18 protein-coding genes and 1 tRNA gene are annotated in these 23,379 nt (G+C 68.5%); 10 read left to right on the forward strand and 9 right to left on the reverse strand.

Going from position 1 to position 23,379, the window contains the following annotated elements; translation table 11 throughout:
- Positions 1-16: 16 nt before the first annotated feature.
- The 3 genes from prfB to DDE10_RS20915 all read right to left on the reverse strand — a co-directional run bounded on the left by prfB (position 17) and on the right by DDE10_RS20915 (position 4,740).
- The gene (prfB, locus tag DDE10_RS20905; protein ID WP_114954745.1) at positions 17-1,144 is read right to left on the reverse strand and encodes a peptide chain release factor 2; all 1,128 of its coding nucleotides are present in this window, start codon (positions 1,142-1,144) and stop codon (positions 17-19) included.
- Between the two features lie 106 nt (positions 1,145-1,250).
- A complete protein-coding gene (locus DDE10_RS20910; RefSeq protein WP_114954746.1) occupies positions 1,251-3,788 on the reverse strand; it encodes a penicillin-binding protein 1A in 2,538 nt (845 codons plus the stop codon).
- Between the two features lie 79 nt (positions 3,789-3,867).
- Complete coding sequence (locus tag DDE10_RS20915; protein ID WP_114954747.1) at positions 3,868-4,740, reverse strand: N-acetylmuramoyl-L-alanine amidase; 873 nt, start codon at positions 4,738-4,740, stop codon at positions 3,868-3,870.
- 408 nt (positions 4,741-5,148) lie between these two features.
- Between DDE10_RS20915 and DDE10_RS20920 the strand changes: the two genes are divergently transcribed.
- From DDE10_RS20920 to DDE10_RS20930, 3 genes are all read left to right on the forward strand, one after another.
- Positions 5,149-7,734, forward strand: a complete 2,586-nt coding sequence (locus DDE10_RS20920; protein ID WP_284734802.1) for an Rne/Rng family ribonuclease — start codon at positions 5,149-5,151, stop codon at positions 7,732-7,734.
- Positions 7,735-7,800: 66 nt separating this feature from the next.
- Complete coding sequence (locus DDE10_RS20925) at positions 7,801-9,189, forward strand: M48 family metalloprotease (RefSeq protein ID WP_114954748.1); 1,389 nt, start codon at positions 7,801-7,803, stop codon at positions 9,187-9,189.
- Positions 9,189-9,887: a DsbA family protein gene (locus DDE10_RS20930; protein ID WP_114954749.1), complete on the forward strand. Its 699-nt coding sequence runs from the start codon at positions 9,189-9,191 to the stop codon at positions 9,885-9,887. Before DDE10_RS20925 ends, DDE10_RS20930 begins: the two co-directional genes overlap by 1 nt.
- Positions 9,888-9,992: 105 nt before the next feature.
- Here the strand turns inward: DDE10_RS20930 and DDE10_RS20935 are convergent, their stop codons facing one another.
- Positions 9,993-10,652: an RlmE family RNA methyltransferase gene (locus DDE10_RS20935; RefSeq protein ID WP_114954750.1), complete on the reverse strand. Its 660-nt coding sequence runs from the start codon at positions 10,650-10,652 to the stop codon at positions 9,993-9,995.
- 4 nt (positions 10,653-10,656) lie between these two features.
- Complete coding sequence (locus DDE10_RS20940) at positions 10,657-11,685, reverse strand: Ppx/GppA phosphatase family protein (protein WP_432653747.1); 1,029 nt, start codon at positions 11,683-11,685, stop codon at positions 10,657-10,659.
- A gap of 201 nt (positions 11,686-11,886) precedes the next feature.
- Here DDE10_RS20940 and DDE10_RS20945 point away from each other — a divergent pair.
- Positions 11,887-11,960: transfer RNA gene (locus tag DDE10_RS20945), tRNA-Gln, on the forward strand.
- Between the two features lie 129 nt (positions 11,961-12,089).
- Here the strand turns inward: DDE10_RS20945 and DDE10_RS20950 are convergent.
- Both DDE10_RS20950 and DDE10_RS20955 read right to left on the reverse strand, forming a co-directional pair.
- Complete coding sequence (locus DDE10_RS20950) at positions 12,090-13,835, reverse strand: ATP-binding protein (protein ID WP_284734803.1); 1,746 nt, start codon at positions 13,833-13,835, stop codon at positions 12,090-12,092.
- Positions 13,778-14,566, reverse strand: coding sequence for an alpha/beta fold hydrolase (locus DDE10_RS20955; protein ID WP_114954753.1), 789 nt, complete (start codon positions 14,564-14,566; stop codon positions 13,778-13,780). Before DDE10_RS20955 ends, DDE10_RS20950 begins: the two co-directional genes overlap by 58 nt.
- Positions 14,567-14,709: 143 nt before the next feature.
- Between DDE10_RS20955 and DDE10_RS20960 the strand changes: the two genes are divergently transcribed.
- The 6 genes from DDE10_RS20960 (at position 14,710) to DDE10_RS20985 (ending at position 20,722) form a co-directional block, all read left to right on the forward strand.
- Positions 14,710-15,627, forward strand: a complete 918-nt coding sequence (locus DDE10_RS20960; protein WP_114954754.1) for a glutaminase — start codon at positions 14,710-14,712, stop codon at positions 15,625-15,627.
- An 87-nt stretch (positions 15,628-15,714) separates the two neighbouring features.
- Positions 15,715-17,109 (forward strand): caspase family protein, encoded by a 1,395-nt coding sequence (locus tag DDE10_RS20965; protein WP_162806770.1) that lies wholly within the window; start codon positions 15,715-15,717, stop codon positions 17,107-17,109.
- Positions 17,110-17,208: 99 nt separating this feature from the next.
- Entirely contained in the window at positions 17,209-18,027 is an 819-nt protein-coding gene (aac(3), locus tag DDE10_RS20970; protein ID WP_114954772.1) for an aminoglycoside 3-N-acetyltransferase, read from the forward strand.
- Positions 18,028-18,097: 70 nt separating this feature from the next.
- Positions 18,098-18,421, forward strand: coding sequence for a metalloregulator ArsR/SmtB family transcription factor (locus DDE10_RS20975; protein ID WP_114954756.1), 324 nt, complete (start codon positions 18,098-18,100; stop codon positions 18,419-18,421).
- 12 nt (positions 18,422-18,433) lie between these two features.
- A complete protein-coding gene (locus DDE10_RS20980) occupies positions 18,434-19,384 on the forward strand; it encodes an acyl-CoA desaturase (RefSeq protein ID WP_114954757.1) in 951 nt (316 codons plus the stop codon).
- 285 nt (positions 19,385-19,669) lie between these two features.
- The gene (locus DDE10_RS20985; RefSeq protein ID WP_162806771.1) at positions 19,670-20,722 is read left to right on the forward strand and encodes an SRPBCC family protein; all 1,053 of its coding nucleotides are present in this window, start codon (positions 19,670-19,672) and stop codon (positions 20,720-20,722) included.
- 473 nt (positions 20,723-21,195) lie between these two features.
- Here the strand turns inward: DDE10_RS20985 and DDE10_RS20990 are convergent, their stop codons facing one another.
- On the reverse strand, positions 21,196-21,963 hold the full coding sequence (locus DDE10_RS20990; protein ID WP_114954759.1) for a LytR/AlgR family response regulator transcription factor: 768 nt from the start codon (positions 21,961-21,963) through the stop codon (positions 21,196-21,198).
- 58 nt (positions 21,964-22,021) lie between these two features.
- Complete coding sequence (locus tag DDE10_RS20995) at positions 22,022-23,113, reverse strand: sensor histidine kinase (protein ID WP_162806772.1); 1,092 nt, start codon at positions 23,111-23,113, stop codon at positions 22,022-22,024.
- Between the last annotated feature and the right edge of the window lie 266 nt (positions 23,114-23,379).

Below are 23,379 nucleotides of genomic sequence, written 5' to 3' on the forward strand. Positions count from 1 at the left end.
CGAAGGTGCTTCGGGCTCAGTCGACATCTTCCACGTCGACCTTCTCGCCGGTCACGCGCTGCGACAAGGCGGCGGCCATGAAGCGGTCGAGATCGCCGTCGAGCACGTCCGCCGGTGCCGTCGAGGTGATTCCGGTGCGGAGGTCCTTCACCAACTGATAGGGCTGCAGCACGTAGGAGCGGATCTGGTGGCCCCAGCCGATGTCGCTCTTGGCGGCATGCTGAGCGCTCGCCTCGGCCTCGCGCCGCTGCAACTCGGCCTCGTAGAGCCGCGCCTTCAGCATCTTCATCGCCTCGGCCCGGTTCTTGTGCTGCGAGCGCTGGTTCTGGCAGGCGACGATGATCCCCGACGGCAGGTGGGTGATGCGGACGGCGCTGTCGGTCGTGTTGACATGCTGTCCGCCGGCGCCGGACGAGCGGTAGGTGTCGATCTTGAGGTCGGTCTCGTTGACCTCGATGTCGATATCGTCGTCGATCACCGGATAGACCCAGACGCTCGAGAAGCTGGTGTGGCGGCGGGCGTTGGAATCGTAGGGGCTGATCCGCACCAGCCGATGGACGCCGCTCTCGGTCTTGGCATAGCCATAGGCATTCTCGCCCTTGACCAGCAGCGTGGCGGACTTGATGCCGGCCTGCTCGCCGGCATGATAGTCGACCAGCTCGACCTTCATGCCGTGCCGCTCCGCCCAGCGCGTGTACATGCGCTGGAGCATCTCGGCCCAATCCTGGCTCTCGGTGCCCCCGGCGCCGGCATTGACCTCGATATAGGTGTCGTTGGCGTCGGCCTCGCCGGCGAGCAGGGCCGCGACCTTGTCGCGCTCGGCGCGCTCGGCGAGCGCCGCCAGCGCCGCCACGGCGTCGTCGACCAGGGACTCGTCGCCCTCGGCCTCGGCCATCTCCATGAGCTCGACCGTGTCGCCTAGCTCCTTCTCGATCGCGCGGGTGTTGCCGATGGCCTCGTCCAGCCGGCGGCGCTCGCGCATCACTTCCTGCGCGGCCTTGGGATCGTCCCACAGGGTCGGATCCTCGACCCGGGCGTTGAGCTCGTCGAGACGGCGCAGCGCGCGGTCCCAGTCGAGGAACCGGCGCAGCAGGTCGAGGGCCGACCTGATCTGGTCGATCGAGGATTGCGCTTCGGCGCGCATAAAATGGGTCTCCAAGAGCCTGCACCCCGGCGACGGCCGGGGCCCAGGGATTGTCTGTCGAGCTGGATCCCGGCTTTCGCCGGGACACGCCGTGCCTGCGGCAAAGCTAGTAAATCCCGCCCTCTCTTTGCAAGAATTCGCTGTCGCGCGCCTGCTCCGTCCGGCGCGCGGCCGGCCGCGCCCGGGCCTGGGCGGCATAGTCGATCTCGTCGCGGGTGACCGTCCGCCGCGGCTCGCTCTCGGGCTTGAACGCCTCCCAGATCACCGCGGCGCGCGGGTCGGTGCCCGGCCATTCGCCATAGACGCGCCGGCCGGAGCGGCGGTCGATGCGGACCATCCGGATCCCCTGCGGCGCGCGGAACGGAATGACCGGCATGCCTTCGAAGGCGATTCGGGCGAACTGGCGGAAGATCGGCGCGGCGAGCGTGCCCCCTTGCGCATAGCCGCCCATCGGACGCGGCTGGTCGAAGCCCATATAGACGCCGGCGACGATCTGCTGGGATCCGCCGACGAACCAGACGTCGGTCGGGCCGCTGGTCGTTCCGGTCTTGCCGAACAGCGGCCGCTCGAGCTCCCTCAGGCTCGTCGCCGTGCCGCGCTGGACGACGCCCTCGAGCATGTGGACGACCTGATAGGCGGTGAGCGGATCGACGACCTGCCGGGTGCGCAGCGGCGGGCGAGGCATCGGCCGTCCGTTCCAGTCCGGCGCGTTGCAGCCGTCGCAGGGGCGGGTGTCCGCGCGCCAGATCACCCGGCCCCGCCGGTCCTGCACATAATCGATCAGCGTCGGAGTCAGCGCCCGGCCCTGATTGGCGAAGGTGGCGAAGGCGTTGGTCATCGCCATCACGGTGGTCTCGCCGGCGCCGAGCGAGACCGGCAGATAGGGGATTCGGGAATAGTCGCCGACGCCGAGCGCCCGCGCCTGGCGCACGACCTGGTCCATGCCGATCTGGTTGGCGGTGCGGACGGTCATCAGGTTGCGCGACTGCTCGAGACCCCAGCGCATCGTCTGCGGCCCGGCATAGCCGCCCGAGAAGTTGCGGAAGCACTTCGCGGTCGGCGTGCCCTGGTTGGTGCAGAAGGGCGCATCCGGGATCAGGGTTGCCGGGGTCATGCCGTTGTCGAGCGCGGCGGCGTAGACGATCGGCTTGAAGGTCGATCCCGGCTGGCGCTGCGCCTGGGTCGCGCGGTTGAAGTCGGACAGGCGAAGGTCGAAGCCGCCCTGCATCGCCCGTATCCGGCCGGAGGCCACTTCCTCGACGACGATGCCGCCGGACACTTCCGGGATCGACCGCAGCGCCCAGTCGCTGCCCTCCCGCTCGACGGCGATGATCGCGCCCGGCCGCAGCGCGCTGAACGCGGGCTCGCCGGTGCCGCGCCGCGGCATCGAGGCGAGCGAGGCCGGAAGGGTGCCGGTGCTGCCGTCGGCGAAGCCGATCGTCGCCTGGCTCCCTTCCTTGGAGATGACCACGGCTTCGCGCCAATCGTCGTAGCCGGCGCCGAACTGGGCGATCGCCAGCTGCGAGCGCCAGTCGCGCGACATGTCGATCGAAATACCGGGATCGCGCCAGCCGCGGCCGCGCTCGTACCGGGTGAGGCCGTCGCGCAGCGCCGTCTCCGCCGCCTGCTGCATGACGGGGTCGTAGGAGGTGCGCACCCACAGTCCGCCGGCATAGATGCTGTTGGGGCCGTCGTCGGCGGTGTCTCCGTAGCGCTCGATCAGGTTGCGGCGCACCTCTTCCATGAAATAGCCGCCGACATTGCTGACGGTGTCTGCGCTGCCGCCGCGGACGGTGACGAGCGGCTGGCGGACCGCCTCCTCATATTGGGGCCGCTCGACGAAATTGTTGCGGAGCATCTCGCCCAGGACCCAGTTGCGCCGCTCGAGCGCGCGATCGTGCCGACGGACCGGATCGTAGTTGGACGGAGCCTTGGGAAGCACGGCGAGATAGGCGGCTTCCGCCAAAGTAAGGTCGCGGACATCCTTGCCGAAATAGGCGCGGGCCGCCGCCTGCACGCCATAGGCGTTCCGGCCGAGGAAGATCTGGTTGAGATAGAGCTCGAGGATCTGCTCCTTCGACAGAACCGATTCGATCCGCCGGGCGAGGAAGGCCTCGCGGATCTTGCGCGTGACCGAATATTCGTCGCCGGTGAAGAAGATCTTCGCGACCTGCTGGGTGATCGTCGATCCGCCGCGGGCGCGCTCGCCGCTGCCCGACTTGGCGACATAGTCGATCACCGCGCCGGCGACGCCGGGATAGTCGATACCCTCATGTTCGAAGAACGTCCGGTCCTCGGCGGCCAGGAAGGCGTTGATCAGCAGCGTCGGAAATTCCTCATAGGCGAGCTGGACGCGCCGCTCGCGCGCGAAGCTCTGCACCGGCGCGCCTTCGATGTCGCGGACGTAGGTCGGCAGCACCGGCTCGTAGGTGAGCAGCGATTCGGCCGAGGGCAGGTCGCGCGCGAAGATCAGCCAGAGGATGAGATAAGCGAGGATCGGCAGCGCCAGCAGCACCGCCAGCACCTTTACCCAGCGCCGCCGCCAGGCGCGTCGCGCGAAGTCGCGGAACGACGAGAGCGCGCCGCCGAAGCCGCCGGCGTCGCGCCTCAGGGTGATACGCTCCGAACCTTGTTCCGCAGTCATCTGGCGGGGCTCTAGCGGAACGGGCGCCACGCGTGAAGCGCCGTGCGGCGGATCGTGGCGCGGGGCGTGGCTGCCGGCGTCAGCGCCCCGGCAGGAAGCGCCGGGCGAAATGCGCCTCGATCGCACGGCGCATGCCCTCGGCGATCTGCTCCCGGCCCGTCTCGGAGCGCACATATTCGGCGTCGACGGCGTTGGTGAGATAGCCCGATTCGAACAGGATCGACGGGATGTCCGGCGCCTTGAGGACGATGAAGGCGGCGAAGCGGTGCCAGTCGGGCCGGAACGGAAAGACCGGCGATGCCTCGCGATGGAGCAGCCGTGCGAACTCCGCCGACACGTCCATGCTCTCGCGCTGGGCCAGGTCGATGAGGATGAGATTGACGTCCGGATCGGGACTGAGGCGGGCGCCGCCGATCAGGTCCGCCTCGTTCTCGCGGGCGGCGAGCGCCGCCGCCTCGCGGTCCGAAGCGACCTCGGACAGCGTGTAGATGGTGGCGCCGCGGGCCTGGTCGTTGGCCGGCGCGGCGTCGGCATGGACCGAGATGAACAGGTCGGCGCCGAGCCGGCGCGCAACCGCGTAGCGATCGGGGAGCCCGAGATAGACGTCCTCGTCGCGGGTGAGCGCCACCCGCACCCGGCCCGAACGGGCGAGCGCGTCGCGCATCGCCCGGGCCAGCGCGAGGGTGACGTCCTTCTCGCGGATATCGGCGACGGGCGACGAAGCTCCGGGGTCGCGCCCGCCATGGCCGGGGTCGATCACGACCAGCGGCGGATCGGCGCCGCGCGCGGGCGTGACCGACGGCAGCGGCCCGTCCTCGGCGCCGCCCGCGGAAGGAGAGAGCGGGATGACGATGCCGCCGCCGGGACCGGCCTCGCCGGCCGGCCCGCCGTCCGCGATGACGGGCAGCGGCAGGCGCAGCAGCGATGCGAGGATGACGAGCAGCCAGGTCATGCGCCTTCCTGCCGTGGCGGCGCGCGCCGGGTCCAGCAAAATGCGCCCTTTTCCGCGGCGCGGCGGTTGCCGCCTGACACGCTCGGTGCTAGCAGCACTCTATCGCGCCGGAATCCTGTCTGCCGCGATGCGAATTCGCCGGCTACCGACCCGGCCAATTAGGTTGACGCTGCATGTGGTATCCCTCCGTCACGACGACGCGCCACCATCCTGGTGGAAGCGCGTTCGACGTGCGGCCGGCACAGCGAGCGACGCAGGCGACCGGCCTGCCGCAGGCAGCAGAGGCGACGCTTTATCTTTCAACCCGGACACATGGCGCGCGGCCGGATTTCGCCGCGCGGCCGTCCATTTTCGAACGCGCGGGTCGCCGCAGGCCAAGGCGAGCGGCCGGCGCGTGGAGTGACATTGATGACCATGCGCATGTTGATCGACGCGCGCCACCCGGAAGAGACCAGGGTGGCCGTGCTGAAGGGAAGCCGGATCGAGGAGTTTGACTTCGAATCCGCCGAGCACAAGCAGCTCAAGGGGAATATCTATCTAGCCAAGGTGACGCGGGTCGAGCCGTCTTTGCAGGCGGCCTTCGTCGACTATGGCGGCAATCGCCACGGCTTCCTGGCCTTCTCCGAAATCCATCCCGATTATTATCAGATCCCGAAGGAGGATCGCGAGGCGCTGCTGCGCGAGGAAGCGGAGCATGCGGCCGAGGAAGCGCGCCTGCGCGCGGCCGAATATGATCGCGACGAGGAGGGCGAAGGCGGCGTCGTCGAGGTCGACGACGAGCCGATGTCCGCCGAGGAGGATGAGGAGGATTCGGATACGCCGCGCGCCTCTGCGGAAGAGGCCGAGACCGGCTCCGAGGAAAGCGCTGCCGAGACGCTGCGCCGCAAGCGCCAGGCGCTGCGCCGCCGCTACAAGATCCAGGACGTCATCCGCCGCCGCCAGGTGCTGCTCGTCCAGGTCGTCAAGGAGGAGCGCGGCAACAAGGGCGCGGCGCTGACCACCTATCTCAGCCTGGCCGGCCGCTATTGCGTGCTGATGCCGAACACCAGCCATGGCGGCGGCATCAGCCGGAAGATCTCGAACGGATCGGATCGCAAGCGGCTGAAGCAGATCATGGCCGATCTCAAGCTCCCGTCGACGATGGGGCTGATCGTGCGCACTGCCGGGCTTTCGCGGACCAAGCCCGAGATCAAGCGCGACTTCGACTATCTCGCCCGCCTCTGGGACGAGATCCGGGAGAAGACGCTCGGATCGTCGGCGCCGGCGCTCATCTACCAGGATAGCGACCTCATCAAGCGCGCCATCCGCGATCTCTACAATCGCGACATCGACGAGGTCATCGTCGAGGGCGACGAGGGCTATCGCCACGCCCGCTCCTTCATGAAGCTGCTCATGCCCAGCCACGTCCGGCGGGTGAAGCAATATGTCGATCCGGTGCCTTTGTTCCAGCGCTACGGCGCCGAGGACCAGCTCTCGGCCATGTACCAGCCGGTCGTCCAGCTGAAGTCCGGCGGCTACGTCGTCATCAACCCGACCGAGGCGCTCGTCTCGATCGACATCAATTCCGGCCGCTCGACGCGCGAGCACAATATCGAGCAGACCGCCTTCCAGACCAATCTCGAGGCGGCGCACGAGATCGCCCGTCAGCTGCGCTTGCGCGACATGGCCGGGCTCGTCGTCATCGACTTCATCGACATGGAATCGAGCGGCCACATCCGCAAGGTCGAGAAAGCGATGAAGGAGGCGCTGAAGAACGATCGCGCCCGCATCCAGGTCGGCCGCATCTCCTCCTTCGGCCTGCTCGAGATGAGCCGGCAGCGGCTGCGCACCGGCGTGCTCGAGGCGTCGACCCGGCCGTGCGTCCATTGCGAGGGCACCGGCCTCATGCGCACCGCCTCCTCGGCGGGCCTGTCGGCGCTGCGCATGCTCGAGGACGAGGCCGCCCGCGGCCGCGGCTCCCGCATCGTCCTGCGCGCCGGCCGGGAGGCCGCCATCTACCTGCTCAACCGCAAGCGCGACGAGATCATCGACGTCGAGCACCGTTATGGCGTCGCCATCGAGGTGCTGATCGAGGAGAGCTTCGAAGGCGCCCGCATGGCCGTCGAATCGCTCGGCCCGCCGCCGGCCGAGCGGCCGCGTCCGGCGCCGGTCGCAGCCCTCGCCGAAGAGGATGAGGAAGAGGATCTCCCCGAGGAAGAAGAGATCGAGGAGGAAGAGGAAGCGGAGGAGGACGAGGCCGAGCCCCGCGCCCGCGGCCCCGAAAGCCGCGAAAGCCGCGAGGCCCGCGAGGAGCGTGAAGGGCGCCGCCGCCGCCGCCGCCGCGGCCGCCGGGGCGGCCGCCGCCGCGAGCGGGAAGGCGAGCCCGAGGGCGAAGCCGAGCGCGAGAGCGAAGGCGAGGACGTCCAGGTCGAGACCGCCGAGCCCGAGGCGCAGCCGGAGACCGAGGCCGAGGCCGAGCCGCCCGCTAGCGGCGAGGATGCCGAGCCGGCGCGCAAGGGCCGCCGCCGTCCCCGCGCGCGCAAGCGCGGCGAGCCGGCGGTCGACGCCGCCGAGGCCGTGACCGAGCCTGCCGAGACGGTGGCCGCGCCCGCCGAGGCCGAGCCGATGCCCGCCGAAGCGGCGGCGAGCGAGCCCGTTGCGGACGCGCCGGCCAAGCCGAAGCGCAGCCGCCGCCGCAAGGCCGAGCCTGAGCCCGAGGCGGCGGAACCCGCGCCGGCCGAGCCGGCCGCACCCGCTCCGGCCGAGCCCGAAGCCGCTGCCGACGAGCCGGCGCGCGCGCCGGAGGCGGCCAACGATGCCGCGCCGCCGGCGCGGCGCACGCGTCGTCCGCGCAAGACGGCAGCCGCGGCTGCCGCCGAGCCCGAAGCGCCTCCGGCCGCGCCGGAGCCCGCCGCCGAGCCTGAATCGGCGGATCAGGTGCCGGCCGAAGGCGAGTCCGAGGGCGATGCCGGTCCGCCGCGCCGCGGCTGGTGGCAGCGGACCTTTGGGGCCTGAACGGGCGGCCGCCCGGGCCCGGCCACTTCAGGTCGGGTTCAGGCGGCGGGAAGGATAGCGCCGGACATGGCTGAAGCTTTCAGGAATCCGCGCCGGCCACTCTGGCTCGTGGCGCGGCTGCTGATGCTGCTGGCGCTGTCCTTCACCGCCGCCGTCCGGCCCGCGCTCGCCCAGTCGATCCTGCGCGATGCCGAGACGGAGACTTTGCTGAACGACATGTCGCGGCCGCTGATCGAAGCGGCGGGGCTCGAGCCCGGCAACGTCCGCATCGTCCTGATCCACGACCAGGAGATCAACGCCTTCGTCGCCGGCGGCCAGATCGTCTACATCCATTCCGGCCTGTTCACCTCGGCCGACAATGCCAACGAGGTGCAGGGCGTCATCGCCCACGAGCTCGGCCACGTCACCGGCGGCCATATCATCCGGCTGCAGGAGGGGGTGCAGCAGGCGACCGGGATCATGATCCTGTCGCTGATCCTCGGCGCCGCCGCAATGGCCGCCGGCGCCGGCGAGGCGGGCATGGGCGTGCTCGCCGCCGGCCAGCAGGCGGCGATGGGCCGCTTCCTCGCCTTCAGCCGTACCCAGGAATCCTCCGCCGACGCCGCCGGCGCCAGCTACCTAAGCCGCGCCGGGATCAGCGGACGCGGCAGCCTCGCTTTCTTCGAGCGGCTGCAGAATCTCGAATTCCGCATGAACATCCCGCAGGACAATGGCTATGCGCGCACCCACCCGCTGAACCGCGAGCGCATCGCCGTCCTGTCGAACGTCTATCAGAACGACCCGGCCTGGGAGCGGCCGACGCCGCCGTCGCTCGAGGAGCGCTTCCAGCGGGTGAAGGCGAAGCTGCTCGGCTATGTCGAGGATCCGCGCCGGGTGATGACGCTCTATCCGGAAAGCGACCGCTCGGTGCCGGCCCGCTATGCCCGGGCTTATGCCTGGCACCGGTCCGCCCATCCCGACCGCGCCCTGGCCGAGGCGGATTCGCTGCTCCAGGCGCACCCGCAAGACCCCTATTTCCTCGAATTGAAGGGCCAGATCCTGCTCGAATCGGGCCATCCCGAGGAGGCGCTGCAATCGCTCCGCGAGGCGGCGACCCGGGTCCCGGACCAGCCCCTGATCTCCGCCTTGTTCGGCCATGCCTTGATCTCGACCGAGGATCCGGAGAATTTCGAGGAGGCGAAGCGGGTGCTCCGGGTCGCCGTCCAGCGCGACAACGACAATCCCTTCGCCTGGTACCAGCTCGGCATCGTCTACGATCGCGAGGGCGACCATGCCCGCGCCGCGCTCGCCACCGCCGAGCGCTACAACCTCACCGGCCAGCCCCAGCTCGCGCTCACCAGCGCGGAGCAGGCTCTGATGGGCCTGCCGGTCCATAGTCCCGACTGGATCCGCGCCCAGGACATCGCGATGGTTTCGCGCAGCCAGGTCCAGGAGCAGAGGCGTCGGAACCGCTGATGGCCAATGACCAGGCACCGCCCCGGGGCGGGTGGAAGCTCGCGCTCGTCGGCGCCCTCGTCGGGATCCTGATCGGCGCCGGCGCGATGCTGCTCGCCAACGGCTATTTCGTGCGCAGCTACCTGCTCGAGAATCCGGAGATCCTGCCGGAGGCGATGGAGCGGTTGCGGGCGCGCGAGGCCGCAGAGGCGGTGGGCCGCAACCGTGCCCTGATCGAGCGGCCCTATCACGGCGCCTGGGCCGGCGCGGCCGATGGCGACGTCGTCCTCGTCGAGTTCTTCGATTATGCCTGCGGCTTCTGCCGCGCCTCCAATGCGGACGTCGAGCGGCTGCTGCGCGAGGATCCGCGGCTCAAGGTGGTCTGGCGGGAATATCCGGTGCTCGGGCCGGCCAGCGAGCAGGCGGCCATTGCCAGCCTCGCCGCCGCCCGCGCCGGGCGGTTCAAGCCCTTCCACGACCGACTCTTCGCCGCCGGCCGCCCGACCGAGCCGGCGATCGCCGCCGCCATCCAGGCCGTGGGCGTGGCCGGCGCCGAGCTCACCGACGAGGCGCGGGCCGAGCTCCAGCGCAATTTCGAGATCGGCCGGGCCATCGGTGCCAGCGGCACGCCCACCTTCGTCATCGGCGATCGGGTGCTGCAGGGAGCGGTCGGCTACGAGGCGCTCAAGGAAGCGGTGGAGGCCGCGCGGGAGAGCTAGGGACTGGGGACTGGGGACTGGGGACTGGGGACTGGGGACTGGGGACTGGGGACTGGGATAGGTTCCTGTTCTACCAGTCCCCAGCCCCCAGCCCCCAGTCCCCAATCACCCCTTGAATCCCTGCGCCACCACATACCATTCCGACGATCCCTTGCGGCTCGCCGGCGGCTTGGCATGCTTCACCGTGGCGAAGCGGCGCTTCAATTCGGCCACCAGGGTCGAATCCGCGCCGCCGGCGAGCACCTTGGCGACGAAGGCGCCGCCCGGCCGGAGCACCTCGCCGGCGAATTCGAGCGCGGCCTCGACCAGGCCCATCGTCCGCAGATGATCGGTCTGCGGATGGCCGACGGTGTTGGCGGCCATGTCCGAGAGGACGAGGTCGACCGGCCCGCCGAGCGCGGCCTTGAGCCGCTCGGGCGCGGCCTCGTCCATGAAGTCCAACTGCATGATCTCGGCGCCGTCGATCGGATCGGTCGGCAGCAGGTCGATGCCCACCACCGACGCCTGCGGCGCCTGGTGGCGCACCACCTGGGTCCAGCCGCCGGGCGCGATGCCGAGGTCGACCACCTTCCTCACCCCCTTGAGGAAGCCGAATCTCTCGTCCAGCTCGATCAGCTTGTAGGCGGCGCGCGATCGATAGCCCTCCGCCTTGGCCCGGCGCACATAGGGGTCGTTGAGCTGCCGCTCGAGCCAGCGCGTCGAGCTCAGCCGCCGTCCCTTCGCCGTGCGCACCCGAGTCCGCGGCCCTGATCCCGATCGAGTCATCGCTTCAGATCGGATGGCCGTCGCGCGCCATGAGCGAGCGCAATATCCCCTCGCGAATGCCGCGGTCGGCGACGCCGAGCATCTCCGCCGGCCAGATGTCCATTATCGCCTCGAGGATGGCGCAGCCGGCGACGACCAGGTCGGCGCGCTCGTGACCGATGCAGGGAAAGCGCGAGCGCTCCTCGTGGCTCATGCCCGAGAGCATCTCGCTGATCTCGCGCATGGCGGCGGCGGGCATTCTCAGGCCGTCGACGGCGCGCCGGTCGTAGCTGGGCAGAGCGAGATAGACGCTGGCAAGCGTGGTGACGGTGCCGCTCGTCCCCATCAGCCTGATGTCCTCCTTGCTCGCCGGGAGCAGCTCGGAAAAGCGGCGGAAGGCGTGGCGGACGCGCTCGCGCATGCGCACATAGGCGGCGAGCCGCTCCTCGCGGTTGGGAAAGTCGCGGCCCTCGCTCTCGGTCAGCGAATAGACTCCCCAGGGCGCGCTCCACCAGCATTTGATCCTGGGCTCGCCGCCGTCCGTGTCGATCAGCACCAGCTCGGTCGATCCGCCGCCAATGTCGAAGATCAGAGCGGGCCCGTCGCCCGGCTCGAGCAGCCGATGGCAGCCGAGCATGGCCAGCCTGGCCTCCTCCTCGGGCGAGATGATGTCGAGGCAGATGCCGGTCTCGCGCCGGACGCGCTCGACGAACTGGCGGCCGTTGACCGCGCGTCGGCAGGCCTCGGTCGCGACCGATCGGGCGAGGCTGACCCGGCGCCGCTTCAGCTTCTCGGCGCAGACGGAGAGCGCCGCCACCGCGCGGTCCTGAGCCGCTTCGCTGATCTTGCCGCTGGTCGCCATGCCCTCGCCGAGCCGGACGACTCGCGAAAAGGCGTCGATGACGGTGAACCCGCTCTCGCAGGGGCGCGCCACCAGAAGCCGGCAATTGTTGGTGCCGAGATCGATGGCGCCATAGGTGTGACGCTGGGCGCGGGGGCGGGGCGGGGGGAATTCCGCCGACACCGGATCCTGAGCCGGCGCTTGCGGAGCCATTGCGGCTTGCTGCGGCATGACCGGACTTCTCTTATTCTTTTCGTTTCAGGCAGCCGGAGCCGCCCATTGACTTGAGACCTTTCTATACGAAGGCGCAAAATGCGGCAAGCGCAGCCCGGGACGGGGGAAATTGCGGAAGCGGCAGCGCGGCGAGACCGGCGTTGACAGCGTCCGCCGGCCTTCCTATCTCGCGGCCCTCGCTGCCCCGTCGTCTAATGGTAAGACTACGGACTCTGACTCCGTCAATCGTGGTTCGAATCCACGCGGGGCATCCATCATTCCGGGGTCTGGCCCGCGCCTGCTGCTGGGCTTCGTGCCGCCGTTGGATGCCGCGCCGCGCCGCTTCGGAAATGCCCCGGTCCGATCAGACCGCCGGTAGATCGGCGTCGCCGGTATGGCCCCGTTCAGCCCGTCCCGTCGAGCACCTGGCGTATCTTGGCCGCCAGCCCATGGTAGGTGAAGGGCTTGTTGATGAGCGCCACGCCGGGGTCGAGGCGACCGTTGTGGACGATGGCGTTGCGCGTATAGCCGGTCGTGTAGAGGAGCTTCAGGTCCGGCGCGATCCTGCGGGCGGCGTCGGCCAGCTCCCGGCCGTTCATTCCGCCGGGAAGCACGACGTCGGTGAACAGGAGGTCGATATCCGGCCGGTCGCGGAGCCGGTCCAGCGCCGACGGCCCGTCATGCGCTTCCAGCACATCATAGCCGAGCTCGACGAGGATGCCGCGCGAAAGCTCGCGTAGCTCGTCATGGTCCTCGACGACGAGAATCGTCTCATCTCCGCCGGCGACGCGCGTGGGACGGGGTGCCGTCGCGGCCTCGACGGCCGCCGCCTCCATGTGACGGGGCAGATAGAGCTTCACCGTCGTTCCGAGCCCCGGCTCGCTGTAGATGCGGACATGTCCGCCGGACTGGCGGACGAAGCCGTAGACCTGGCTGAGCCCGAGCCCGGTTCCCTTGCCGGCTTCCTTGGTCGTGAAGAACGGCTCGAAGACGTGCTGGAGCGTCTCGGCATCCATGCCACATCCGCTGTCCGAAACGGCGATCATCGCATATTGGCCGGAAGGAACGGGTTCCGCCGGGCCGTCGACACAGGTGTCGTCGAACCGGACGTTGCCGGTCTCGATCGTGAGCTTGCCGCCTTCCGGCATGGCGTCGCGCGCATTCACCGCCAGATTGACGATCGCGCGCTCGAGCTCGTTCGGATCGGCGTGGGCGTTCCACAGATCTGCCGCGGCGGCGGTTTCGAGCGCGATCGTCTCGCCCAGCGTCCTCCGCAGCATGTCTGAAAGGCCGGCGATGAGCTTGTTCGCGTCGACCGGCTTCGGATCGAGCGGCTGCCGGCGCGCGAACGCGAGCAGGCGCGAGGTCAGTGTCGCGGCGCGCTCCGCGCCCTGGAAGGCGGCATCCCTGAAGCGTCGGATGCGCGCGATCTCGGGTGTTTCGGGCATCTTCTGGAGGAGGCGGTTCATGCCGTCGAGACTGCCGATGATGACCGTCAGCAGGTTGTTGAAGTCGTGGGCGACTCCGCCCGTCAGTTGGCCGATCGCCTCCATTTTCTGGGCTTGTCGCAGCGCTGCCTCGGCGCGAAGGCGTTCATCGACTTCCCCGGCAACGCGCTCCGCAAGCTCGCGATTCAATTGCTGCAGGGCTTCGGCGGCCTCCCTGGCGGCTTCGCGCGCGGCGAGCAGCTCCTTTTCGTAGCGGCGGCGGTCGCTGGCGTTGAAGACGGTGACAAGGTTGAAGGCCGGCCTCCCGTCGGGATTCCGCCTTTGAGTGATGTTCACCAGGGACGGCAGCCGCTCGCCGCCGGCCACGACGATGTCGAAGGCGATCTCCTTCACCTCGCCCTGCATCTGCAGCAGCGGCGCGAAGTGCGTGTCGTGGTAAATCTGTCCCGGCAAGGTGAGGAGAGACCGAAAGCGCCGTCCCACCAGCTCCTCGTCGGAATAGCCGGTCCATCTCCGGAAGGTCCGGTTCACCCGGGCGATCTCGCCGTCCGGCAAGGTCGTCAGGTATCCGCACGGCGCTTCCTCGTAGAGCTCTGTCGTGTCCGGAAGCATCGGGTGGGAAGGGCCCGGCCTCATGTCGCCGGTCAGAGCCATTGCCGGATTGCGGCGATGGTCTCCTCCGGCGCGCTGAGATTGGGACAATGGCCGGTCGCCTTCATGAGCACGAGCTCGCTGCCCGGCAGCCGGCTCTGGACATAGCGTCCGACCGGCTCCGGAGCGATCACGTCATCCGAGCATTGAAGGATGAGACAAGGTGTGCGCACGTCCTCGAGATCGTCGCGATTGTCCGACAGGAAGGTCACCCTGGCGAAGTGCTTGGCGATTTCGGGGTCGGTACGGCAGAAGCTGTTCGTCAGTTCCTCTGCCAGCTCCGGCCGATCGACATTCCGCATGATCTGGGGCGCGAGCATGCTCGACCAGCCGAGATAGTTGCTGTCCATGAACTGGAGGAGCTCCTCGATGTCGCCGCGGGCGAAGCCGCCGACATAATCGCCGTCGTCGATGTAGCAGGGGGACGGGCCGACCAGCACGAGGCGAGAGAGGGCGCCGGGATCGCGCTTGGCGGCGATCAGGCCGATCATGGCGCTTACCGAATGGCCGACGAACACCGCGTCCCGGATTTCCAGCGCGCGGCAGATCTCGAGCACGTCCTGCGCATAGCCCTCGAGCGATCCGTATTTGTCCGCGTCCCAGGCTCCAAGATGGGATCCGCCATTGCCGACATGGTCGAACAGCACCACCCGATGGGTCGGCTCGAAGGCTGGCGCGACATAGCGCCACATATGCTGGTCGCAGCCGAATCCGTGGGCGAATATGATGGCCTGCTGCCCTCCGCCGGCGACTTTGACATTGTTTCGTACCAAGGGATCCATGCGCTTCTCCGTCAGAGGCGGCCCGAAGCAGTAGACGTCCTGTCCTTTCTTGTCATGAGTCGCGGGACGAGGCGTTGGACGCAGGCCCCATCGACGCCGAAGGTCGGGCATCTTATGGGTGCGTAGGCGTGCGGGGGTGAGCGATGGAAGAGGTTCTGGCGGAGGTGGCGGCGGCCGTGGAGCCGCATCGCGGGGCCGGGAAGATCGCGGACTATATCCCGGCGCTGGCCCGCATCGATCCGCGGCACTTCGCCATCGCCGTCGCCGATCGCGAAGGGCGTGTCCACGGCGCCGGCGATTGCGACCTGCCATTCTCGATCCAGTCCATCTCCAAGGTCTTCACCCTGGCCCTCGCGCTCGAGCGGGTCGGCAGCGGCCTGTGGGACAGGGTCGGGCGCGAGCCCTCGGGCAGCGCCTTCAACTCGATCGTCCAGCTCGAGCACGAGCAGGGCAAGCCGCGCAATCCGCTCATCAATCCGGGCGCCATGGTCGTCACCGACCAGCTGATCGGCGAGGGCGGCGCCGATGCCGCGATCGCGCGACTGCTCGACTTCCTGCGCGCGCAGGCGGGGGACCCGGGCATCGAGGTGGATGCCGAGGTGGCGGAATCGGAATCGCGCACCGGCGCCCGCAACCGCAGCCTCGCCTGGTTCATGAAGAGCTTCGGCATCCTCGGCAACGACGTCGAGACGGTGCTCTCCGCCTATTTCCGCCACTGTGCGCTGGCGATGAGCTGCCGTCAGCTCGCGCGAGCGGGCCTCTTCCTCGCCTTCGATGGCCGCGATCCGGTGTCGGGGCGCGAGGTGATGCCCTGGCACCGGGCACGGCGGATCAACAGCGTCATGATGCTGTGCGGCCATTACGACAATAGTGGCGAGTTCGCGTTCCGCGTCGGCCTTCCCGGCAAGAGCGGCGTCGGCGGCGGCATCCTCGCCATCGCGCCCGGCCACGGATCGGTCGCCGTCTGGTCGCCCGGCCTCAATGAGGCCGGCACCAGCGCGGTCGGCGCGCTGGCGCTGGAAGCCCTCGTCGATCGAACCGGCTGGTCGGTGTTCGTCTAGATCCCGGCGAATCCGTTTGGACCCTGGAGACTTGTCGGGCGCGCAGGGGGATGGTCTAGTGTCGGCCGAACTTGGGGGAGCGGGGACTTGCGACGCTTGATGGCTCGGTCGGCTTATGGCTTCCAGTTCTTCCTGCTAGCGGCCTCGATCGGCACCGAGGCGTGGGCACAGCCGTTGCCGCCGGCCTCGGCGGAGGCGGCAAGGTTCGCCGCCGAACATGGCCAGGCCTGGGGGCTGCTCGCCACGCTTCCCGGGAGCGCGTGGCAGCTCATGAACAGCCAGATCGTCTCTTACCGTTGGGACGAGCCGGGGCGTACGATGATCGAAGTGGACGAGGCCACCGGCGAGGTCTTCCGGTGGACGCTGCAGCCGGACGGGACGATCGAGCGCCTGCTTCCCGACGGCAGGCGCACTGCGAACGTCGTTAATCCCGACGGCACCATCACCCAATATAGCGCCGACCGTTCCCAGCGGCAGACGGTCCGCGCGCTCGGACCCGTCTTCATGAACGTCTTCGAATATCTCGAGGATGGCCGATGGACCCGGCATCCGCCCTATGACTGGTTCAAGTGGCGGATGACGGACGCCGAGATCCGTGTGGCGCGGGAGTCGCTCGCCGCAGCCTCGGACAGGGGGGCGGTCCTTGACGAGCTACTCGGGCGCTTCCGCGGCAGCACGGTCGTGCAGATGGCCGAGGCGAGGCTGGCTGCCCATTCCGAGGCGATCAGGCGCCAGCAGGCGGGTGCTTCGGAGGCCGTCGCCGACAGCGGCTCGCCGCCTCGAGTCCAGTCCGATGGGCCCCGCGTCGCGCTGGTCGTGGGCATCGGCGCCTATGGAGCGATGGGCGATCTGCCGAACCCGGTCAACGATGCCCGGGCTATGGCGGCGAAGCTGCGCCAGATCGGCTTCGATGTCGTCCTGATGACCGATTCCGACCAGCGCTCGCTCTACGATGCGATCCAGGATTTCGGCGGCCGCCTGGGGCAGGCTGGCAGGACGGGCACAGGCCTGTTCTATTTCGCTGGTCACGGCATGCAGTCGCGCGGCGAAAACTATCTGATCCCCATCGGCGCCGCGATCTCTCGCGAAGCCGATCTGGTCGGCCAGGCCGTCTCCGCTAACGCGGTGCTCGCCCAGATGGAGGAGGCCGGGTCGGCGACGAACATCATCATCCTCGATGCGTGCCGCAACTTGCCGATGGCGCGCAGCTTCCGCAGCGGTGGCGCCGGCCTGTCCCAGATGGATGCCCCGAACGGCAGTTTCATCGCCTACTCGACGGCGCCCGGGTCCGTCGCCGCCGACGGTGCCGGAGCGCATAGTCCGTTTGCGGCCGCATTGATCGAGGAGATCGCGCGGCCGGGCCAGCCGATCGAAGGCGTCTTCCGGAACGTGCGCCGAGCCGTTCTCGAGACGACCGACGGTGCCCAGACGCCTTGGGATAGCTCGTCCCTCGTCAACGTCTTCCAGTTCGTGCCTTCCTGAGCGCCGCATCCCGATCCGGGCGAGGCCGTCGCCCGAGTCCCGACCCGGCCGCAGGTGCCGGGATTGACTGGCGGACAGCGTCGGCCAGTGTGCGTGTCCATGTCCACGCCGGCGCCTCCCTTCACCCGCTTTGCTCTCTGCGAAGACCTCGTCCGCCTCGGCATCGGCCGCGGGGACCTCGTCATGGTCCATGCCGCCTGCCGCCAGGTCGGCCCGGTGCTCGGCGGCCCTGACGCCATCGTCGATGCCTTGTACGATGCGGTCGGCCCCGACGGCACGATCATGGCCTATCTCGACTGGGACGCGCCGTGGGAGGATCTCGTCGATGCCGACGGACGCGTCCGTCCCGAATGGCGCCCACACGTCCTTCCCTTCGATCCGGCGCGGACCCGCGCCGCGCGGGAGAACGGGACGCTGCCAGAATTCATCCGGACAACCCCCGGTGCGCTTCGAAGCGGAAATCCCGGCGCCTCGATGGCGGCGATCGGGCGGCTGGCCGAATGGCTCACCGCCGATCATCCGCTCGATTACGGCTACGGCCCCGGTACCCCGCTGGCGCGGCTGGTGGAAGCCGGCGGCAAGGTGCTCATGCTCGGCGCCCCGCTCGACACGATGACTTTGATGCACCACGCCGAGCACCTCGCCCAGCTGCCGGGCAAGCGCGTGCGCCGTACCGAGGTGCCGTTCGCGGCCGCGAGCGGCGTCGAATGGCGGGTGATCGAGGAATATGACACCTGCGATCCGGTCGTCGATGTGCTGCCCGAGAATTTCATCGAGCGGATCGTCGAGGCCTATCTCGCCACCGGCGCCGGGAGGCGGGGCGAGGTCGGCGAGGCGCCATCCGTGCTGGTCGAGGCGGCGGATATCCTGCCCTTCGGCGTCGCCTGGCTCGAGCGGATTGGCGCCACCGGCTGCTGAAGGATAACTTCAAAGGCCTTGACTCCGCGCATCCGATAAGCGATTAACTCATTAGTTAAATAGGACAGCGATGGATAAAGTCTTCGAAGCCCTCGCCTCGACCCCCCGGCGCAAGATCCTCGCTTATCTGGCGGAGGTCGACCTCACCGCGGGCGAGATCGCCGCGCGCTTCGACATGAGCAAGCCGGCCATCTCGAAGCATCTCCAGATCCTGGAGAATGCCGGGTTGGTGGCGAGCGAGAAGCGCGGCCAGTTCGTTCACTATTCACTTGTCCGGGAGAATCTTCTGAACACCCTTAATGGGTTCGTTCAGCGGGTCTGCCCGGTGTCGACACCGCTCAAGCGCGAGAGCGCGGCGCTGCGGGAAACCCGCAGATCGGATCCCGAGGAATAGGAGAGAGAGGTCATGCAGCTTGTACCGGGCTCAGAGCGGATCGTCGTCGACGGAGCTTCGGACCCGGTGCGAGGCGCCGTCCGCTGGGCGCCGGTCAAATCGATCTGGATCGGGTCGATGACGGCTACGGCCCTGGTTGCCGGCCCGATCTACTTCACCTGGAGCGCTTTCCTTCTCTTCCTCGCGACCAGCGCCGTCACGCTCTGCGCCGGTCACTCGGTCGGCATGCACCGGCGCCTGATCCACAACAGCTTCCAATGCCCGCTGTGGCTGGAGCATGTCTGCGTCTATCTCGGCGTGCTCGTCGGTATGGCCGGCCCGATCGGGATGATGCGCATTCACGACCTGCGCGATTGGGCCCAGCGGCAGCCGGTCTGCCACGATTATTTCGGCCACAGGGCTTCCTTCTGGAAAGACGCCTGGCATCAGCTCCACTGCGAGCTGGCCCTGGAGCGGTCCCCAAGATTCGAGCTCGAAGCGCGAGTGTCGCAGGACCGCTTCTTTCACATCCTCGAGCGAAGCTGGATGGTTCAGCAGCTTCCCTGGGCCCTGCTCTTCCTCGCCATTGGCGGCTTGCCATGGGTGGTCTGGGGCATCTGCGTCCGCGTCAGCGTCTGCGTCACCGGGCACTGGCTGGTGGGCCATTATGCTCATCGCGAGGGGAGCCAGACTTGGCTGGTCGATGGTGCGAGCGTGCAGGGCCACGACGTCCGGATCGCCGGTCTGATCAGCATGGGCGAGAGCTGGCACAATAATCATCATGCCTTTCCGGGGTCGGCGCGGATCGGTCTGGAGCCCGGTCAGGCGGACCTCGGCTGGCTGCTCATCCGAGCCTTCGAGACCTGCGGGTTGGCCTGGGCGATCGTTCTTCCTGAGCACCTCCCCCGGCGGCCCGCGCTGCGACGAGTGGCGGCGCGAGGCGTCGGCTGCCGTATCGCGCAGCGCCTTTTCGCCAGGGGATAAGCGATGGCACCGCCCGGATCGGCGAGCGCGAGACCGATTGGTCCCCTGGTCTATTGTATGGTCGCCCCCGGGTTGGTCCTGCTTCAGCATGCGGCGGTCGCCCTCGGCCATCGCGCGGCGGGCGAACAGATCGATGCCGATGCAGGATTTTGGCTGCTTCCCGTCCGTCGGCTGCTCGACGTCTATCACGTCTCGCCTCTCGGGGCGGCCTTGGCATTCGCATTCGCGCTGGCTGTGGCGTGGCCGCTCGCTTATGTATCGCTGCGCCGCGCCTCCTGGTCACGTATGGGCTTCTGGATTGCTGCCTGGACAGTCATCCCGGGCATTCAGATCCTGGCGGTCGCCGCGCTTGCGCTGATGCCGGCACGAAAAGAGTCGGTGTTAGATGACAGCCGCCGCCTTCGCGCCAAGCATAGGCTCGAAGGGTTGCTCGCCGGCATCGCCATCATTGTCCTGGGCGTCTTCGTTTCTGCGCTGGCGTTCGGCGCCTATGGGTGGGGCCTCTTCGTGCTGGCGCCGTTCACGGTCGGGCTGACCACCGCCTATCTGGCCAACAGGTCGGAGCCGATTGATTTTCCGACAACCACCGGGCTCGTGATGGCCGCGGCGGCGCTGGGCAGCCTCGCGCTCATCCTCCACGCTTTGGAGGGATTGGCCTGCCTGATCCTCGCCGCGCCGCTCGCGTCGCTTATGGCGTTCATCGGCGGCGGGCTCGGCTGGTCGATGGCGCAAGCGACCCGGAGGCGTCGCAAGCCGTTGCTGGCCGTTGCCTTCCTTCCCGCGGTCTTCGCGCTCGAAGCGGCGGTGCCGCCCGCCGCGGCGATCGCGACCGACCGGAGCATCGAAATCGACGCGCCACCCGCGGCCGTTTGGCGTGCGCTCACGAGCGAGGAGCCGGTCCGACCGCCGCCCGGCCTGCCAGCGCAGGCGGGCTTCGCCTATCCGCTCAGTGGCCGCATCATCTCGGGGCGGGCAGGCGGGGAGCGGGTCGGCCTGTTCTCGACGGGACCGGCAAGAGAACGCATCACGCTGTGGGAGCCAGGTCACCGCCTCGCCTTCATCGTTGTCGAGCAGCCCGCAGCGATGGAGGAGATGAGCCCCTATCGCCGTGTCCATGCGCCGCACGTCGAAGGCTATTTCGAGAATGTCGAAACCAGTTTCGAGCTTGAGGCCTTGCCCGGCGGGAGATCCCGGTTGACGGCGCGCGCGTCGACTGTCCTGAGGATCGACCCCATCCCCTATTGGGAGCCGATCGCGCATTGGGCCATTCGCAGCAACCTGGCACGCGTCCTGGAAGACTATCGGCTGAAGGCCGAGGGGGCGGTTCGGCGGAGTTGAGGTCGTCCGGGACGGCCGCTTCATCGAACTTCGTCGCCCGCGCCGCTGCTTTCGTCGTCCCGATGCGCTCTCGTCGGAACGGCAACGGCCATCGTCGCAAGGCTGCGGCGCGACGAACCTGCCGGCCCTATTGGCCCGTCCAGCGGCGCCAATCCCGGCGTCGCCCAAAAGGAGAAGGCACATGACCGCCGAGCTGTTTCGGACTGCCAGCACCTGCTTCGCCGCCCTGTTCGTGGGCGCGATGCTGGTTGCCGCCGCCACCTCGCCGATGATCGGCTGAGCCCGGGTGCGCGGCAGAGGAGCATCGTGCGGAAAAGTGGCTTCCGGTTTTCCGCTGCCACGATGCGACCGAAAGGATTGGCCGGAGGCGTAAGGCCGGACCCGTGAGAGGGCCGGGCCGAATGCCCCGGTCTTTCCAGTTTCCCAGATTTCGAGGCGGCCGCGGGCCGTCTTTTTTGTGCCCGGCTTCCGGATCAGTCCTGATCGAGGCCCAACGCGGCCTTGACCGCGTCGGCATAGCTCGGGCCGACCTGGACCTCGGCGCCGTCGCTCAGCACCAGCGCCATCGACCGGTTCGCCTTCTTGAGCTCGACCACCCGGTCCGGCCGGACGAACGCCGAGCGGTGCACGCGGAGCAGCGCCGAGCCGGCCAGCCGCTCCTCGAGCGCCGCCATCGTGATCCTCAGCAGGTGGCTGCGGGTCGGCGTGTGAAGCAGCACATAGTCGCGCGCCGCCTCGATCCAGTCGATCGAATCGATCGGCACCCGGCGCTGGCCGTTGCGCTCCGGGATCCAGAAGCCGTCATCCTCCAGCGCCGGACGCGATTCGCGCAGCGCCGCCACCTCGGCCTCGAGCTGCGCCGCGCGTTCGATCGAGCCGCGCATCTTGCGCCGCAGCTGCGCCCGCATCACCGCCTGGCGCAGCCGGTCGAACCGCACCGGCTTCAGCAGATAGTCCGCGGCATCCACCTCGAAGGCGTCAGGGGCATAATGCTCGTGCGCGGTGACGAAGACGAGCTCGGGCCTCGGCTCGATGTCGATCTCGGCGGCGGCGCGAAGGCCGTTGCGCCCGGGCATCTGGATGTCGAGGATGACCAGGTCCGGCTTCAGCCGCTTGATCTCCTCGACCGCCATGAAGCCGTCGGACGCCTCGCCCACGACCTCGACGCCTTCGATATCGTCGAAGAAAGTCTTGAGACGGTCGAGCGCCAGGCGCTCGTCGTCCACCAGCAACACGCGCATCGATCTTCCCGAAAACAGCCTTGCGACGTTTTCCCTTTCCGACGCGGCGGGCGGCAAGTCAATTCGCGCGCTTGACCTCGGGGATGCGGATGGTGGCGAGGAACCGGTTGCCGTCTCGGCCCGCCTCGAGCGTCGCGCGGTTGCCGAACACCGCCTCGAGCCGTCGATGGACGTTGGCGAGGCCGACGCCGGCGCCCCCCGTTCCGTGCAGCACCTCGTGCCGCTCGGCGTCGGGCGCGAGGCCGTTGGCGACGGTGATGCTGAGGCAGCCTCGCTCGATTTCGGCCTTGATCTCGATCTCGACCGGCTCGCGTGATCGGGCGACGCCGTGCTTCACCGCATTCTCGACCAGCGGCTGGACGAGGAAGCTCGGCACCAGTGCCGAGCAGGCGTCGGGGGTGCAGTCGATCTCGATGTCGAGTCGATCGCCGAAGCGGACGCCTTCGATATCGAGATATTCCTCGGTCAGGGCCAGTTCCTCCTCGAGCGGGATGAGCGACGTCGGGTCGGCGTTCAGCGAGCTGCGCAGGAAGCGCGACAATTTGTCGGTCATCGCTTCCGCATCCTGGTTGCGGCGGGTGACGATCAGCGCCGAGATCGAGTTCAAGGCATTGAACAGGAAATGCGGGTTGAGCTGATAGCGCAAGGCCGCCAGCTGCGCCGCCTGCGCGGCACTGTTGGCCTGGGCCAGCTGCCTTTCCTGGGCGATGGTGGCGTGGCGCGTATAATTGACGTGGAACAGGATCATGTTCGCGCCGAAGACCAGGATGTAATTGACCATCGATCGATAGGCGCGGGGGAAATCGGCGGGCAGGGTCTCCCAGGCGGCGACGACATTGTTGGCGACCCAGCCCTGGAAGATCAGGTCGAAGACGGTGTTGAGCCCGGCGATCGCGATCACCGCGGTCGCCCGGATCGGCAGCCTCACCACCGGCCCGAGCGGGATGGTGGCGCGCGACACCAGGAACATCAGCATCGCCAGGCCCATCGAGACGATGATCGTCGAGCTGTCGAGCATCACGCCCGTCCAGGGTTCGCCGCTGTGGCGCTGGATGATCAGCGGCAGGAAGACCAGCAGCACGAACAGCCAAAGGGCGATCGTGGAGCGAATCGCTTCCGACCAACGGGCATGGCTTTTCAGTGAAGGCATGAAGCAGGCGGCCTTACCCACATAGGTTCGGCGATCCTGCCGCAACCGCCGCAGGGTGTCACGGCCGATCGTGAAGGAGAGGCGCCATCGCGGGGTTCTCTTGCGTTTCGTCTCCGGCGACTTCAGCTGCGGGAGGAAATCTTCGGCGGCAATCGTCAAGGCTGGCTCCAGTGCATGCTGGAGGCGTGCCCGCCGATCCGCGATCCTCCAACCTCGTCGTGACGAATTCGACCTATCCGGCGACGAACTGCGCCGCTCAGCGGCCG

It is taken from the genome of Sphingosinicella terrae (assembly GCF_003347635.1).
Lineage (GTDB): Bacteria > Pseudomonadota > Alphaproteobacteria > Sphingomonadales > Sphingomonadaceae > Allosphingosinicella > Allosphingosinicella terrae.

What these genes read in the sequence shown, in the direction of transcription:
- prfB (WP_114954745.1), bottom strand. Translation starts at nt 1,144, where the DNA reads ATGCGCGCCGAAGCGCAATCCTCGATCGACCAGATCAGGTCGGCCCTC.
- DDE10_RS20910 (WP_114954746.1), bottom strand. Translation starts at nt 3,788, where the DNA reads ATGACTGCGGAACAAGGTTCGGAGCGTATCACCCTGAGGCGCGACGCC.
- DDE10_RS20915 (WP_114954747.1), bottom strand. Translation starts at nt 4,740, where the DNA reads ATGACCTGGCTGCTCGTCATCCTCGCATCGCTGCTGCGCCTGCCGCTG.
- DDE10_RS20920 (WP_284734802.1), top strand. Translation starts at nt 5,149, where the DNA reads ATGACCATGCGCATGTTGATCGACGCGCGCCACCCGGAAGAGACCAGG.
- DDE10_RS20925 (WP_114954748.1), top strand. Translation starts at nt 7,801, where the DNA reads ATGGCTGAAGCTTTCAGGAATCCGCGCCGGCCACTCTGGCTCGTGGCG.
- DDE10_RS20930 (WP_114954749.1), top strand. Translation starts at nt 9,189, where the DNA reads ATGGCCAATGACCAGGCACCGCCCCGGGGCGGGTGGAAGCTCGCGCTC.
- DDE10_RS20935 (WP_114954750.1), bottom strand. Translation starts at nt 10,652, where the DNA reads ATGACTCGATCGGGATCAGGGCCGCGGACTCGGGTGCGCACGGCGAAG.
- DDE10_RS20940 (WP_432653747.1), bottom strand. Translation starts at nt 11,685, where the DNA reads ATGGCTCCGCAAGCGCCGGCTCAGGATCCGGTGTCGGCGGAATTCCCC.
- DDE10_RS20955 (WP_114954753.1), bottom strand. Translation starts at nt 14,566, where the DNA reads ATGGATCCCTTGGTACGAAACAATGTCAAAGTCGCCGGCGGAGGGCAG.
- DDE10_RS20960 (WP_114954754.1), top strand. Translation starts at nt 14,710, where the DNA reads ATGGAAGAGGTTCTGGCGGAGGTGGCGGCGGCCGTGGAGCCGCATCGC.
- DDE10_RS20975 (WP_114954756.1), top strand. Translation starts at nt 18,098, where the DNA reads ATGGATAAAGTCTTCGAAGCCCTCGCCTCGACCCCCCGGCGCAAGATC.
- DDE10_RS20980 (WP_114954757.1), top strand. Translation starts at nt 18,434, where the DNA reads ATGCAGCTTGTACCGGGCTCAGAGCGGATCGTCGTCGACGGAGCTTCG.
- DDE10_RS20985 (WP_162806771.1), top strand. Translation starts at nt 19,670, where the DNA reads ATGGGCTTCTGGATTGCTGCCTGGACAGTCATCCCGGGCATTCAGATC.
- DDE10_RS20990 (WP_114954759.1), bottom strand. Translation starts at nt 21,963, where the DNA reads ATGCGCGTGTTGCTGGTGGACGACGAGCGCCTGGCGCTCGACCGTCTC.
- DDE10_RS20995 (WP_162806772.1), bottom strand. Translation starts at nt 23,113, where the DNA reads ATGCCTTCACTGAAAAGCCATGCCCGTTGGTCGGAAGCGATTCGCTCC.